The organism is Nocardia inohanensis NBRC 100128 (assembly GCF_001612945.1).
GTDB classification, from domain to species: Bacteria; Actinomycetota; Actinomycetes; order Mycobacteriales; family Mycobacteriaceae; genus Nocardia; species Nocardia inohanensis.
Map to the genome: position 1 here is coordinate 1 of NZ_BDBK01000012.1, position 13798 is coordinate 13798.

Below are 13798 nucleotides of genomic sequence, written 5' to 3' on the forward strand. Positions count from 1 at the left end.
TTTAATCTCTTGATCTCTAAACAACCAGCCCGATACTACGCCCAATATCCGCAAGCGTGGAATCGAACAACACATCCGGATGACTGATCGGAATCGGATAATTCCCAAACACTTCGAGCGTCACATGCCCATACAACCGAGCCCAGAACTGGATCATCACGTAACTGACCCCGAGGTCCAACTTCTCGGCCGGAAACTTCTGACCGGACTCCGCCAGCACCCGAAGCAAATCAGTCTGAAAGCGAACCAAATCATCCCGCAACTCCGGCGGAATGAGTTCAGTGGGCGGCGTGACCACATCGTAGTCGGTCAGCAAGCGCCCCGCCGCACCAAGAAACAGACGCCCGACCGGTTCACCGAATTGCTGCATGGCACTGTTGATTCCGGATGTCGTCGGCGACGCGAACACCAGCGTGAACTCACGAGAGTGGGTCAGCGCCCACTCCCGGAAACCCCGGCAGACGGCAAAGAAATACACGGCCGCATCATCGGGAAGATCGGCCGTCGCGGCGGCAAGATCGGCGGCCAGATCCGCACAGACATCCATCCGCACCGCCGTGACCAGATCATCCCGAGACTCGTAATAGCGGTAAAGCGCCGGAGCTGTAATCCCCAACTCCCGGGCAATGGCGCGCAGGGTCACCGCTTCCGGCCCCTGCGCCACCAAGAGGGACCGAGCGACGCGACGAATGTCGGAATCGCTTACCGCAGGCATCCGCCCGCGCCGCTTGGTCGTCTCTGTCATTCGTACTTGACCTGCCAGCTCTTGATGCCGTTCAGCCAGCCGGAGCGCAGACGAACCGGGTCGGACACCTGGCTCAGGTTCGGCATCACATCGGCGATGGCGTTGAACATGAGGTCGATCTCCAGGCGGGCGAGGTTGGCGCCCACGCAGAAGTGGGTGCCCGTGCCGCCGAAGCCTACATGGGGATTCGGGTTCCGGAGGACGTTGAACTCGAACGGGTTCTCGAAGACTTCTTCGTCGAAGTTGGCCGCGCTGTAGAACATCCCGACGCGCTGGCCCTGCTTGAGCTGCTGGCCGCCGAGCACGGTGTCCTGGAGGACGGTGCGCTGGAAGGCGATGACCGGGGTGGCCCAGCGGACGATCTCGTCCGGAGCGGTGCGCGGACGCTGCTCGCGGTAGAGCTCCCACTGCTCGGGATGGTCGACGAACGCCTTCATGCCGTGGGTGATGGCATTACGTGTGGTCTCGTTGCCGGCGACGGCCAGAAGGATGACGAACCAGGCGAATTCGTCGGAGGCCAGCGCCTCGCCGTCCACGTCCGCGTTCAGCAGGGTGGACATGATGTCGCCGTGGCCGTCGAGGTCGACGGGGCACTTGCGCTTCTCTTCGGCCAGGTTCCACGAGTAGCCCATGACCTCGGCGGTGGCGACCTTGTGGTCACCCTCGAAGTCGGGGTCGTCGTAGGAGATCATCTGGTTGGTCCAGTCGAAGATGCGACCGCGATCTTCCTGGGGGATGCCGATAAGTTCGGCGATGGCCTGGAGCGGCAGCTCGCACGCGACCTGGGTGACGAAGTCGCCGGAGCCGGTCTTCTTGGCCTCGTGCACGATTCGCTCGGCGCGGTCGCGCAGCGCGTTGCGCAGCGATTCGACGGCGCGCGGGGTGAAGCCCTTGGAGACGATGCGGCGCAGCTTGGTGTGGCGGGGCGGATCCTGGTTCAGCAGCAGGAAGCGCTGGACCTCGATCTCCTCGCGCATGATGTCGTCGTAGAAGCGGATGACGGCGGTGTTCTCCTCGGAGGAGTACACCTCCGGAGTCTTCGAGATCTCCTTGATGTCATCCATTTTGGTGACGGCCCAGTAGCCGTCATCCTTGAAGCCGCTGCCCTTCTGGGGAACCCAGGCAACGGGGGTGGTGCGACGGAGTTCGGCGAACTCCTCGACGGGCAGACGCTTGGCGAGCAGGTCCGGATCGGTGAAATCGAACCCGGTGGGGATGGACGGCGCGGACACGGGTACCTCCTTTGGAACACGTTCGCCGACGAGTGAACCACACCACACCCCACTTTGTGAACACCTATTAGTAAATCCCGTTCACTTGTTCTGCCGGGACAGCGGAAAGGCCCGCCACGGCAGCGTGGCGGGCCCGTTTCCCGAGGCCGGAAACGCGGGTCAGTAGGCTCCTTCGCCCCTGGTCACGGCCCCGATCGTCTTGGCGATCAACAGCAGATCCAAGACCATCGACCAGTTCTCGACGTAGGACAGGTCCAGGCGCATCGCATCCTCCGGCGTCAGATCCGAGCGACCACTCACCTGCCACAACCCCGTGACCCCCGGCTTCACCAGCAGCCGCCGCCGCATCATGCCGTCGTAGGAATCCACCTCGCGCTGTACCTGCGGGCGCGGCCCGACGATGCTCATCTCCCCGCGCAGCACATTGAAGAACTGCGGCAGCTCGTCGAGCGAGTACTTGCGGATCACCTTGCCCACCGGCGTCACCCGCGGATCGTCGCGCAGCTTGAAGAAGAGCGGGTTCCCGCCGTTGCTGTCGATGAGCGCGTTGATGTGGGCGTCGGCGTCGGCGTACATGCTGCGGAACTTGATCATCCGGAACGGCCGCCCGTCCCGCCCGATCCGTTCGGATCGGTAGAACACCGAGCCCCGGCTGGTCACCTTCACCGCGAGGGCGATGGCGCACAGCATCGGCGCGATGGCGGTCAGTGCGAAGAGTGCGAAGCAGAAGTCGAAGAGTCCCTTGCGGATCGACTTCGCGCGGTCGTATTGCGGCTTTTCGACATGCAGCATCGGCATATCGGCGTGCAACCGGTGGGTCAGCCTGGTCCCGGCGATGTCCACCAGCCCGGGGGTGACGATGAGCTGCACCCCCAGCGGATCCAATTCCCAAGCCATGCGCCGGAAGTCGGCCGGCCCGAGATTGTCGGTGGCGGTGACGGCCACCGTGTCGGCCCCGGTGCGCTGGACGGCCTCGATGATCGAACGGTCGCTTCCCACAATGGGAATCACCCGCCCGGCCACCTCCAGCCCCCGCTCGGCCAGCTCACCCTCGTCCCGGGTACACACCCCGATGACCTGATACCCGCCTTCGGGATCCCGGGAGAACGCGCCCACCATCGCGCGCGCCGCCTCCGGGCTGCCGACCACCAGCATGGCCGTGCGGTATTCGCCGCGGGCGCGGCGCTGCGCCACCCAGCCCCGCCATACCCGCCGCTCCAGCATGAGGCCGATCATGCCGAGCGGGAGCGCGAACGCCAGATAGCCGCGGGCGATATCCACCCGCAGCAGCAGCGAAACGATGGCGATGCCGCCGAAGAGCTTCAGCGACGCCGCCACGATTCGTCGGTATTCCTCTGTGCCACTTCCGATTACGCGCACGGAACGGGTGCCGCTGAGTGCGAGGGCGAGCGCCCACGCCACCACCAGCACCGCCGACACCACGGTGTAGCGCACCTCCAGCGGCAGCGTGGAGGCCAGCGGCGGATCGGCGGGCCCGCCGAAGCGGATCCATTGCGCCGAACCGACCACCAGCACCACCACGAATAGGTCGCTGAAAAATAGCCTGCGCGCGTAATCCGCTTGCCAGCGTTCCCGATCCGACCGCGGCTCCGGTCGTGGCAGCCGCGTCGCGCGCACGGCGCGACCGGCTGAAACTTCGTAACTCATGAAACGAACGCACCTCCCCCACGGGAGAACTCGGTTCCGATCCCCACTGATCAGTTCCACAGAACTTGCAGATCGCCGGTCCCCAAGGGCTTTCCGGACCATGACAAAACCGATTGGGGCTGCCGACTTCTTCGGCGGCCCGCTGCCGAGTGTTACACACCCCGAGTGACGCAGAGTGCCAATCTTGTGACGCGCCAGTGTATCCCGGAGTTAGCGGGTTTCGTCACGACCGGTTTACTTTTTCCCGCCCCCTATTCCCCCTATTCGCAAGTTCGCAGGTCCGGACCCCCTGGACAGGGTGGCTGACCTGCGCGTAAGCCTTGCCATGCAAGCCTCGAGAGTTAGCCGACCAAACGCCCGGTTCTGTGGGTCGCAGAATTTCGCTTCCCAACCCCGGACCAGCCCCCGGCGCAGCACCGCGAGGCACGCCAATCCTGTTGTAACGTAAGGCCCGACCGAGCCGACCTCAGTTCAGCCGGGCGTAAAAGCCGGGGTCTGGTTCGGTGAAAGGTGGGGAATCGCGTGCAATGCCGTCTTTGTGACTCCAAGCATTTGGTCAGCGTGCTCGATCTCGGTGCGACACCGCCGTGCGAGAAATTCCTCACCGCCGGCGAACTGGACCTGCCCGAGCCCACCTACCCCCTCCACCTGCGGCTATGCGAAAGCTGTCTGCTGCTTCAGATTCCGGCGTTGATCACCCCCGAGGACACCTTTTCGGAATACGCGTATTTCTCTTCGTATTCGGAGAGCTGGGTGCGGCACGCGAAACTCTTCGTGGAAGCCTCGATCGCCCGCTTCGGCCTGAGTTCCGATTCCCTGATCGTCGAAGTCGCCAGCAATGACGGCTATCTCCTGCAACACGCGGTGGCCGCGGGCATCGGCTGCGTGGGCATCGAACCCTCGGTCAACGTCGGCGCGGCCGCCCGCGACAAGGGCGTGCCGACCGTGACGGCCTTCCTCGACGAGGAGCTCGCAGCCCGGGTACGCCGGGAGCACGGAGCAGCAAATCTGTTGGTGGCCAACAACGTTTATGCCCATATACCCGATTTGCGCGGCTTCACCCGAGCCCTGCGCGGTCTGCTCGCCGACGACGGCTGGCTCTCCATCGAGGTCCATCACGCGCTGAACCTGGTCACCCTCGGCCAGTTCGACACCATCTATCACGAGCACTTCCAGTACTACACGGTGCTCTCGGCGCAGCGCGCCCTCGCCATCGCCGGGCTCACCGTGGTGGACGTGGAATTGCTTGGCACACACGGTGGTTCGCTGCGACTGTGGGCACGACCGGACGCGGTGGCCGAACCCGGCCCGCGAGTTGCCGAAGTATTGCGTATGGAGGCCGAGGCCGGGCTGCACGAGATCGCCGGCTACCTGGAACTGCGCCCGCGCACCGAACGCGTCCGCCAGGATCTGCTGCGATTCCTGTTGGACGCCAAGGCCGCCGGGAAACGCGTGGTCGGCTACGGCGCCCCCGGCAAGGGCAACACCCTGCTCAACTACTGCGGCATCCGCACCGACCTGCTCGAGTACACGGTCGACCGGAATCCCTACAAGCACGGACGTTTCACCCCGGGCACCCGGATCCCCATCCATGTCCCGGACCGCATCGACGCGGACAAACCCGACGTGGTCGTGGTGCTGCCCTGGAATCTCGAAACCGAGATCACCGCGCAGCTCGCCCCCGTCCTCGACCGGGGAGGCGAACTCGTCTATCCCCTACCCGCACTTCATCACGCGGAAAGGCCAGCGAAGTGAAGGTCGTACTGTTCTGTGGCGGCTACGGAATGCGCATGCGCAACGGCACCGAGGACATGATCCCCAAGCCGATGCAGATGGTCGGCCCGCGCCCGCTCATCTGGCACGTCATGCGCTACTACGCGCACTTCGGTCACAAGGATTTCATCCTCTGCCTCGGCTACGGCGCGGCGCACATCAAGAACTTCTTCCTCACCTACCAGGAGTCGGTCTCCAACGACTTCGTCATCCGCGGCGGCAAGGTCGAACTGCTGCAATCGGATATCAGCGACTGGACCATCACCTTCGTCGACACCGGCGTGGAGTCGCCGATCGGCGAACGCCTGCGCCGGGTGCGCGACCACCTCGAGGGCGAGCGGTACTTCCTGGCCAATTACGCCGACGTCCTCACCGACGCCCCGCTGGACGAGATGATCACGCAGTTCCGGGATTCCGGGGCCGCGGCGTCGATGATGATCGTGCCGCCGCAATCCTCCTTCCACTGCGTGGACGTGAACTCGGCCGGCGAGGTCAAGAACATCACCCCCGTCTCACGCCTGCCCATCTGGGAGAACGGCGGCTACTTCGTGCTCACCCCCGAGGTGTTCGAGCACCTGCCGGCGGGCGGCGATCTGGTGGAGGACGCCTGCGGCGCGCTGGCCGCGCAGGGCCGGTTGTACGGCTATCAGCACCACGGCTTCTGGAAGCCCGCCGACACCTTCAAGGAGCGCGCCGAACTCGATACCGGGTACCAGCAGGGTGACCGGCCGTGGATGGTGTGGGAGACAGCCGACGCATGATCGGACTCGATACCGGCGCCGTCCGGGAGATCGCGCTGCTGGCCGCGCACTGCGACGATCTGGCCATCGGCATGGGCGGCACCCTGCTGGCATTGGCGAATGCCGTTCCGGGACTGCGGATCCGGGCGCTGGTGCTGACCGGCGCGGGTACCGAGCGGGCGCTCGAGGAGCAGGCGGCGCTGGAATCCTTCTGCCCCGGAGCCGATCTCGACCTGCGCATCCTGGATGTGCCGGACGGTTACGCCCCCGCGCATTGGGAGCGGGTCAAGGACGCGGTCGCGGCGCTGCGGCGCGGCTCCAACGCCCAGGTGGTGTTCGCCCCGCAGCGTTTCGACGCCCATCAGGATCATCGGCTGCTGGCGGAGCTGACACCCACCGAGTTCCGGGATCATCTGGTGCTCGGCTACGAGATCCTCAAGTGGGAGAACGACACTCCGCAACCGACGGTGTTCCATCCGCTGTCCGCGAGCCTGGCCGAGACCAAGGCCGGCCTGCTGATGAAACACTATCCCTCGCAACGTAATCGGGACTGGTTCGACGAGCAGTCCTTCCTGGCCCTGTCCCGGCTGCGCGGAGTGCAGTGCCGCGCCCCGCACGCCGAAGCCTTCCTGCTGGACAAGGCCACCATCACTTTCGGAGGTGCGTGATCATGCGTGTGCTCGTCACCGGGCATCAGGGGTATCTGGGCACCGTGATGGTGCCGGAGCTACAGCGGGCCGGCCATGACGTAACCGGTTTGGACAGTGGGTTTTTCGCAGAATGCGTGCTGGGGGATGCTCCGGCCCCGCCGCCGGCGCTGCGCGTGGATCTGCGCGATGTGACCGTCGATCAGCTCGCCGGGTTCGATGCGGTGGTGCATCTGGCGGCGCTGTCCAACGATCCGCTGGGTGCGCTCGCGCCGCAGATCACCTACGACATCAACCATCACGCCTCGGTGCGGCTGGCGCGGCTGGCCAAGGACGCCGGGGTGCGCCGGTTCCTGTACGCCTCCACGTGTTCGGTGTACGGCGCGGCCGGGGACGGTCTGGTGACCGAGGACGCCCCGCTGCGCCCGCTCACGCCGTACGCCGAGTCCAAGGTGCGGGTCGAGGACGATGTGGCGGCGCTGGCCGACTCCGGGTTCACCCCGGTATTCCTGCGCAACGCCACCGCTTTCGGCTTCTCGCCGCGCCTGCGCGCCGATATCGTGCTGAACAATCTGGTCGGCTACGCGGTGCTCACCGGTGAGGTGAAGGTGCTCTCCGACGGCACCCCGTGGCGGCCGCTGGTGCACGCGCAGGACATCGCGCGCGCTTTCGCCGTCTGCCTGGAGGCGCCCGCAGCGGCCATCGACCGCCGGGCGTTCAATATCGGCACCGAGACCAACAACCTCACCGTCGCCGAGATCGCGCGGGCGGTGGTGGACGCGGTGCCGGACTCGACGCTGGTGATCACCGGCGAGAGCGGCGCGGACCCGCGCTCCTACCGCGTCGACTTCTCGCGTGCCCGCGCGGAATTGGGCTTCGAGGCGCAGTGGACCATCCCCGATGGCGCGGCCGAGCTGTATCGCGAATACACCGCCCGCGGCCTCACCGCCGACGCTTTCTTCCAGCGCTTCACCCGCCTGGCGCACCTGAAGTCGCTCAAGGAGTCCGGGGTGCTGGACGACGAGCTGCGCCGGGTCAGGATCGGGGCCTGAGGTGACCGAACGCGGCCAGCAGCTGCCGCCAGGAACCCGCGCCCGCGTCCCGGTCCGAGACCACGGTCACCGGCTGCGGCCAGGCGATGGCCAGGTCCGGATCGTCGTAGGCGACGCCCAGGTCCTCGCGCGGATCGTGCGGGCGGTCGATGCGGTAGCAGACGTCGGCGACCGGGCTCAGCGCCTGGAAGCCGTGCAGGAACCCGGGCGGTACGTACAGGTGCCGGAAGTCGCTGTCGTCGAGCAGGAATGCGGCCTGCCGCCCGAAGCTCGGCGAGTCGGGGCGGATGTCGACGAGCACATCGTGCACCGCGCCGTGCGCGCACCGCACCAGCTTGGCCTCCCCGCGCCCGGACCGGCCGTGCAGGCCGCGCACCACGCCGCGGTAGGAGCGGGACTGCGAATCCTGCACGAACGCCGCCGAGAGTCCCGGTTTGCCGAGATACTCGTCGAATTCGATGGCGTCGAAGGTGCGGGTGAACAGGCCCCGGCCGTCACGGAACGGCTCCGGGGTCAGCACCAGTACGTCGGCCAGCTCGGTGGTGTCGATGCGCACGAGGTCATGGTGCCATGAGTATCGGGACGGCGCGGGGGTGTCGCGGATGTGGCTCCGGATCGCTGTTCCGGGTGCTGGATCTCGGGAAAATGCCTGCGGCAGACGACTTTCCGGAGTTCGCGCCGGATGCGGCGCGGCTCGGCCGGTCCGGACTCGGCAGCACCGGGGACGCCGCGCATCCGCTGGCGATGGACCTGTGCGGCGACTGCGGGCTGGCCCAGCTGGCCGAGGACGACACCGTGACCGCCGAGCCGCGCGGGGTGGAGCCGCAGGCGCTGCGCGATCAGGCCGCGCAGGCGCTGGCGCGGGTGGCCGCCGATGGCCTGCTGTCCGGGCATACGGTGCGGGAGTTCGGTTCTCCGCACGGCGGGAGCTGGCTGCCCCTGCTGGCCGAACGCGGGTTCACCGAGACCGCGGAACCGGCCGATGTGGTGATCGACTGCTTCGGCATCATGCACGAGCCCGATCAGCGGGCCGCGTTCGCGCGGCGGGCGGCGGCCACCGCACCCGGCGGGGTGCTGCTGCTCCAGTTCCATTCGCTGCGCACCATCGTCACCCAGGGGCAATGGAATGCCCTGCGGCACGGGCACTTCGCCTACTACTCCCTGCACGCGCTGACCCGGCTCGTCGCAGCCGCCGGCATGAGCGTGGCCACCGCCTGGGAATTCGATCTCTACGGCGGCACCGTCCTGGTCGCCGCCGTGCATCCGCCGACCGCCGCCGACGCCTCGGTGCGGCGCATTCTCGCCACCGAATCGACTGTCGTGGAACCTGATACGGTGCGCAGCCTGCAACTGGCGGCCGACCGGCAGGCGCGCGCCCTGCGCGAGTGGCTGGAGTCGGAAGCCGCCGCCGGACGCCGGGTCTACGCCTACGGTGCGGCTTCGCGCGCCGTCGCCCTGTTCCATCTGGCGGGCGTGCACCGCGGCCTGCTCGCCGCGGTGGCCGACGCCTCGCCCGCCAAACAGGGGCGGCGCATGCCGGGCACCGATATACCCATCATCGATCCGGCGGAACTGGTTGCCGCGCAGCCGGATCGAGTGTTCCTGACCCTTCCGGACCTGCTTCCGGAGGTCCGGACGAGCATGCCTGAACTGAACGGGAGGTGGCAGGTCGACTATCAGCTCCGGGATGCGTGACCGTCCCGGAGGCAGGGGAAATTCCTTACCCGCGTACTCATTACGCGCCGCAGCACCTGATGAGGGAAGAGGGGAAATTCATGAAGAGCTCGACTTCGCGCGCCACCGCGCGCACCGCGGTCGTCGCCGCCGCGTTGACCTTGGGCGTGGCCCTGAGCACCAGCCTGTCGACGGCAGCGGTCGACAGCAGCAGTTCGATCGTGGACCGGCAGAATCGCACTGTCGAGGCCATCCAATCCGATACCAAGATCACTTTCGTCTCGCCGCTGGACGGAAACCCGTTGACCCGCGAGTGGTTCCACGACGGCCGGGCCTCGTTCAAGGTCTCCGGGGCCGATGCCAAGGACTGGTCCGGAAAGATCACCATGGGCTACCAGGTCGGCTATCCGGCCACCCTGGACGGCAAGATCAAGTTCCAGTGGTGGAGCCCGAGCATCGGCGTGGAGGTCGGCAGTGATCCCAAACTGACGCTCGGCAGCCTGATTCCGCAGCTCGGACTGGAGATCGGGGTGGGATTCGGGCCCGGCATCCAGAATATCGAAGCGGCCGGCGGCTCCATCTCCGGGTGTGACGGCTTCGTGCAAATGTCCGGATTCCACGGCACCGTCACCGGTGTGCTCGGGCAGCTCACCATCCGGCCGTGGGTGGCCATTGTCAGCGGCAACGGCGATACGGTCGTGACCTACGGTCCGCTCTGGACCAACTGACCCCCGGGCGAAACCACGACGGCCCGGTCCGAATGGACCGGGCCGTCGTTCGTGCGATGCCTCAGTGCAGCAGTTCGGGCCGGCGCAGCGCGGTGGCCGCGGCGCGAATCCGCACCCGGTCCGCCGCCGCGCGCGCCAGGCGCATATCCCCCGCGAGCACCGCGCTCTTGCCGACCAGCTGCGGATACTCCGAACCCAGCCGGTGGTGGAAGCGCAGCATCTCGGTCAGCTTGCTCACGGTGGAGGTACTGCTGCACAGGTTGAAACTCGAATTACGCCAGGCCGCAAGGATATCCGGCAGCCCGTAGAACAGGCCGAACGCGCTCACCCGGGCGAACAGGTCGACATCCATCGGGAACACCAGATCACCGCGGAACCCGCCGACTCGATCGAAGTCGGCGCGGCGGAACAGGGCGGCGGCGGTCGGCCCGAAGTCGGCGGGGCCGCGCCGGACGATCACGCGCATGAGGGCGCGGGCATCACGCGGGCCGAGCAGGTCCGGCAGGCCCAGGTCGGTCTCCTCGACCCCGCCGGATTCGTCGATGACCTGGAATTTCGAGGAGCAGATGGCGATTCCGTTGTCGCCCATCACCTCGAGCTGTTTGCCGAGCGCGCCGGGCAGCAGGATGTCGTCGGCGCAGACCACCTTCACCAGGCGGCCGGTGGCATGCCAGACCGCCTTGTTCCAGTTCTCCCCGATGGGCAGGGTCTGCTCGTTGCGGTAGACCTTGACCCGGGCGTCGCCGGTGGATTTCGCGATCTCGCCGGTGTCGTCGGAGCTGGCATTGTCCAGTACCACGACCTCGCAGTCGGCGTCCTGATCGAGTATCGAACGTAGCGTGGTAGCCAGGGTGCGCCCGGAATTGTAGGCCGGGACGCAAACCGACAGTACTGTCATCATTCCCCCTGCGCTGGTACGGCGGTGTCGGCGGGCCGGTCTCCTTCCCGTCCGCCTGCCACGAGCCGGAATACCCGATCCAGGCCCGCGCGACCGGCATCGATCTGCTCAACCGCCTGCTGCTGGAGCGTATCCCGCAGTTCCGGCGCCGATTCCCACAATTCGCGAACCGCGCGTGTCAGTTCGGTTTCGAGGTCGTCGACGGCCAGGGGTACCACTCGCAATCCGGCGCCGAACATGTCGGCCAGTCCATTGAATTTGTCGTCGTAGTACTGGGAGGCCGTTACAGCCACCGCCGGAATGCCCTGGGAGAGCGCGAATACCGCCAGGTGGTAGGCGCTGGTGACGAGAATGCGGCAGCGCGAGACCTGCCGGGCGCAGTCGTCGGCGGACCCGGCGCGGCCCAGCACCGGCCGCACCTTGGGCGCGCCCGCCAGCAGCGGCAGCGTGAAACGCCGGTCCTCGTCGTCGTATTCGGAGATGATGAGCGGGGCCAGATGGGTGTCGAGGGCGACGGCCTGCTCACGCACCACCGCACCGAGGGTGTCGCGGGCGCTGTCGCTGACTTTGGAATAATCCGAGATGCGCAGGCACAGGCCGAGATCGGCGCCGATCTCCGGGCGGCGCAGGCGGTAGGAGAATTCCACCGCGTCGTCTCCGGTGACCAGGAACCGCTCCGCGGAGACACCGAGTTCGGCCAGCAGTTTCGGACCCTGCACGCCCTCGCGCAGCCCGATGTAGTCCACGCCCGGCAGCACCTCGGCGCAGCGGCGCAGCAGCTCGGGGTCGGCCATCGGGCCCAGGCCCTGACCGAGCATCACATTCGGAATGCCTTGGCGCTGTGCGGCTTCCAGCAGGTTCAGGGTGCGATGGGCTTGATACAGATCGATATCGGTCATATAGCCGCCGCCTTGGGCGATGACCAGTCCGGCGTCGGCGAGCGCGGCCGGCACCGGCGGCAGGTCCGGGATCGCGCCGGTGGCCCGCGGTCGCGGTCGCTCCCCGCCGCGCAGGGCCCGCACTTGATCTCGGACCTGATCGCGCACCCCGCGCAGGTGATGCTTGGGCACCTCGGTGGCTGCCCGCCAGTGCAGCGCCGCGGGCCCGGTCACCCGGGCGCTCGCCTGCTGATCCACCCAGCCCGCCAAACCGCCTCTGCCCCAATGCCCGCCCGCAGCGGCGAAGACCGGTTCGGCCTCCGGCAGCAACGCGCGCATGACCAGCGGCTGATCGGTGAGCATCCCGATGCGCGCGTGCGGCCACCGGCCGCGCAGGCGCTCCACGGTTATGACCATCATGGCCAGATCACCGCGATTACGTAACCAGTACTCGCCGTTGTCGACCAATACTCGGAATTCCCCGGCACTATCCCCCGCGCCAGACTTCCCCACTAGTGATGTCCTTCCGGAGCCCGGCCCTAGAGTTGTCCGCCGCGAATCTTACGCACAGAGCGCGGTATCCACCACCGTGTCCAGATCGACCCCGTGTGCCTGCGCACCGACCATGTCCGGAATCTCATTCAAACTCACGGTGACCGCGCGGGCGCCGGTGGTGCCGCCGTAGACGAATGTCCCGTTCATGGTGCCGCCGTGCCCCCAGGCATCCAGCCCGCACGAGGTCTTCCAGTGGAACAAGCCCAGCCCGAAGTCGTCCGAGCGCCGAAAATCGTTGCTGGGCACGGTGTGCCGCATCTCGGCGAGCTGCGCCGGGGCGAGCACGCGACCGGCCAGCAGGGCGGTGAAATAACGGTCCAGATCCAGGCCGGTGGAGACCATGGCGCCGTCGGGCAGGCCCCAGCCCGGGTCGATATCGGTGATGTCCACGCGTTTTCCGTCGAATTCGTGGTAGGCGCGCGCATGGGGTGCGCGAATCACGTTCTCCGACGGATACGCGGGCCAATAGGTTCCGGTGAGACCGAGTGGGGTGAGAATCCGCGTCGTAATTTCGATACCGACCGGCTTCCCGGTTACTTTCCGTACCAGTTCCCCGGCAATCAGATAATTCGTATTGGAATACTGCGCTTTGCTGCCCGGCGTGAAATTCGCGGTTTCGGCCATGCCCAGCGCGATCAGCTCACCGATCGGCCGGGCCGCCTGCAATCCGGCGACCGATTCCAGATCCAGCTGCCCGAGGTAGTCGGGAATTCCGCTGGTGTGCTGCAAGAGATTCCGCACGGTGATCACGCTGCCGTCGCCGCCGGGCCCGTGCACCACGCCCGGCAGATAGCGATCGATCGGCGCGTCCAGTTCGAGGCGCCCCTCCCCCGCCAGCTGCAAGACCACCGCGGCCACGAAGGTCTTGGTATTGCTGGCGATCCGGAACTGGGCATTGTCGGGATAGGCGGTATTGCCGCCCACATCGCCGACGCCGCTGTCGACCTGGACCACCGCGTCGCCCTCGGTCAGCACCAGTTGCGCGCCCGGCACCGCCGCACCCGCCACCAGGCGATCCAGCTCGGTCTGCAAATGCCCCGGCAGCGCCGAGGGTTCGGCGGTCGGGGCGAGTGAGCCGGTCACGGCCGCGGCGAACGCGGCGGTGGCGACGGCGAAAATTCCCAGGGTTACGGCGGGTCTGCGCACGAGGGGGCATACGCGGCCGCCGCGCGACCGGTTCGACGGCCGGGCCGCGGTATCGAATCGTG

13 protein-coding genes are annotated in these 13798 nt (G+C 67.0%); 6 read left to right on the plus strand and 7 right to left on the minus strand.

Annotated features, from left to right (window positions below):
• Window positions 1-16 precede the first annotated feature (16 nt).
• The 3 genes from NI1_RS22620 to NI1_RS22630 form a co-directional block, all read right to left on the minus strand.
• Entirely contained in the window at window positions 17-745 is a 729-nt protein-coding gene (locus tag NI1_RS22620) for a TetR/AcrR family transcriptional regulator (protein WP_067824440.1), read from the minus strand.
• A complete protein-coding gene (locus NI1_RS22625; protein WP_067824442.1) occupies window positions 742-1977 on the minus strand; it encodes a cytochrome P450 in 1236 nt (411 codons plus the stop codon). The genes NI1_RS22620 and NI1_RS22625 overlap by 4 nt, the downstream gene beginning before the upstream one ends.
• Before the next feature lie 159 nt (window positions 1978-2136).
• Window positions 2137-3645 (minus strand): sugar transferase, encoded by a 1509-nt coding sequence (locus NI1_RS22630; RefSeq protein ID WP_067824444.1) that lies wholly within the window; start codon window positions 3643-3645, stop codon window positions 2137-2139.
• Window positions 3646-4167: 522 nt separating this feature from the next.
• On the opposite strand from NI1_RS22630, the gene NI1_RS22635 reads away from it, so the two are divergent.
• The 4 genes from NI1_RS22635 to NI1_RS22650 are packed head-to-tail and all read left to right on the plus strand — an operon-like array spanning window position 4168 to window position 7857.
• Window positions 4168-5400, plus strand: coding sequence for a class I SAM-dependent methyltransferase (locus NI1_RS22635; protein WP_067824446.1), 1233 nt, complete (start codon window positions 4168-4170; stop codon window positions 5398-5400).
• Window positions 5397-6179 (plus strand): sugar phosphate nucleotidyltransferase, encoded by a 783-nt coding sequence (locus NI1_RS22640; protein ID WP_067824448.1) that lies wholly within the window; start codon window positions 5397-5399, stop codon window positions 6177-6179. The genes NI1_RS22635 and NI1_RS22640 overlap by 4 nt, the downstream gene beginning before the upstream one ends.
• Window positions 6176-6826 carry a PIG-L deacetylase family protein gene (locus tag NI1_RS22645; protein WP_067824450.1) on the plus strand — a complete coding sequence of 217 codons (651 nt, stop codon included), beginning with the start codon at window positions 6176-6178 and terminating at the stop codon, window positions 6824-6826. The genes NI1_RS22640 and NI1_RS22645 overlap by 4 nt, the downstream gene beginning before the upstream one ends.
• Window positions 6827-6828: 2 nt before the next feature.
• Window positions 6829-7857, plus strand: a complete 1029-nt coding sequence (locus tag NI1_RS22650) for an NAD-dependent epimerase/dehydratase family protein (protein WP_067825224.1) — start codon at window positions 6829-6831, stop codon at window positions 7855-7857.
• Here the strand turns inward: NI1_RS22650 and rfbC are convergent.
• Entirely contained in the window at window positions 7841-8413 is a 573-nt protein-coding gene (gene rfbC / locus NI1_RS22655; protein WP_067824452.1) for a dTDP-4-dehydrorhamnose 3,5-epimerase, read from the minus strand. The genes NI1_RS22650 and rfbC overlap by 17 nt on opposite strands.
• Window positions 8414-8427: 14 nt before the next feature.
• Between rfbC and NI1_RS22660 the strand changes: the two genes are divergently transcribed.
• On the plus strand, window positions 8428-9552 hold the full coding sequence (locus NI1_RS22660; protein WP_067824454.1) for a class I SAM-dependent methyltransferase: 1125 nt from the start codon (window positions 8428-8430) through the stop codon (window positions 9550-9552).
• Window positions 9553-9632: 80 nt separating this feature from the next.
• Window positions 9633-10259 (plus strand): MspA family porin, encoded by a 627-nt coding sequence (locus NI1_RS22665; protein ID WP_084523636.1) that lies wholly within the window; start codon window positions 9633-9635, stop codon window positions 10257-10259.
• A 61-nt stretch (window positions 10260-10320) separates the two neighbouring features.
• Here NI1_RS22665 and NI1_RS22670 read toward each other — a convergent pair whose 3' ends face one another.
• From NI1_RS22670 to NI1_RS22680, 3 genes are read right to left on the minus strand one after another with little or no spacing between them, the layout of a single operon-like run.
• Window positions 10321-11160 carry a glycosyltransferase family 2 protein gene (locus tag NI1_RS22670; RefSeq protein WP_067824458.1) on the minus strand — a complete coding sequence of 280 codons (840 nt, stop codon included), beginning with the start codon at window positions 11158-11160 and terminating at the stop codon, window positions 10321-10323.
• Window positions 11157-12548 (minus strand): polysaccharide pyruvyl transferase family protein, encoded by a 1392-nt coding sequence (locus tag NI1_RS22675; protein WP_067824460.1) that lies wholly within the window; start codon window positions 12546-12548, stop codon window positions 11157-11159. The genes NI1_RS22670 and NI1_RS22675 overlap by 4 nt, the downstream gene beginning before the upstream one ends.
• 48 nt (window positions 12549-12596) lie before the next feature.
• On the minus strand, window positions 12597-13736 hold the full coding sequence (locus tag NI1_RS22680; protein ID WP_084523565.1) for a serine hydrolase domain-containing protein: 1140 nt from the start codon (window positions 13734-13736) through the stop codon (window positions 12597-12599).
• Window positions 13737-13798 lie beyond the last annotated feature (62 nt).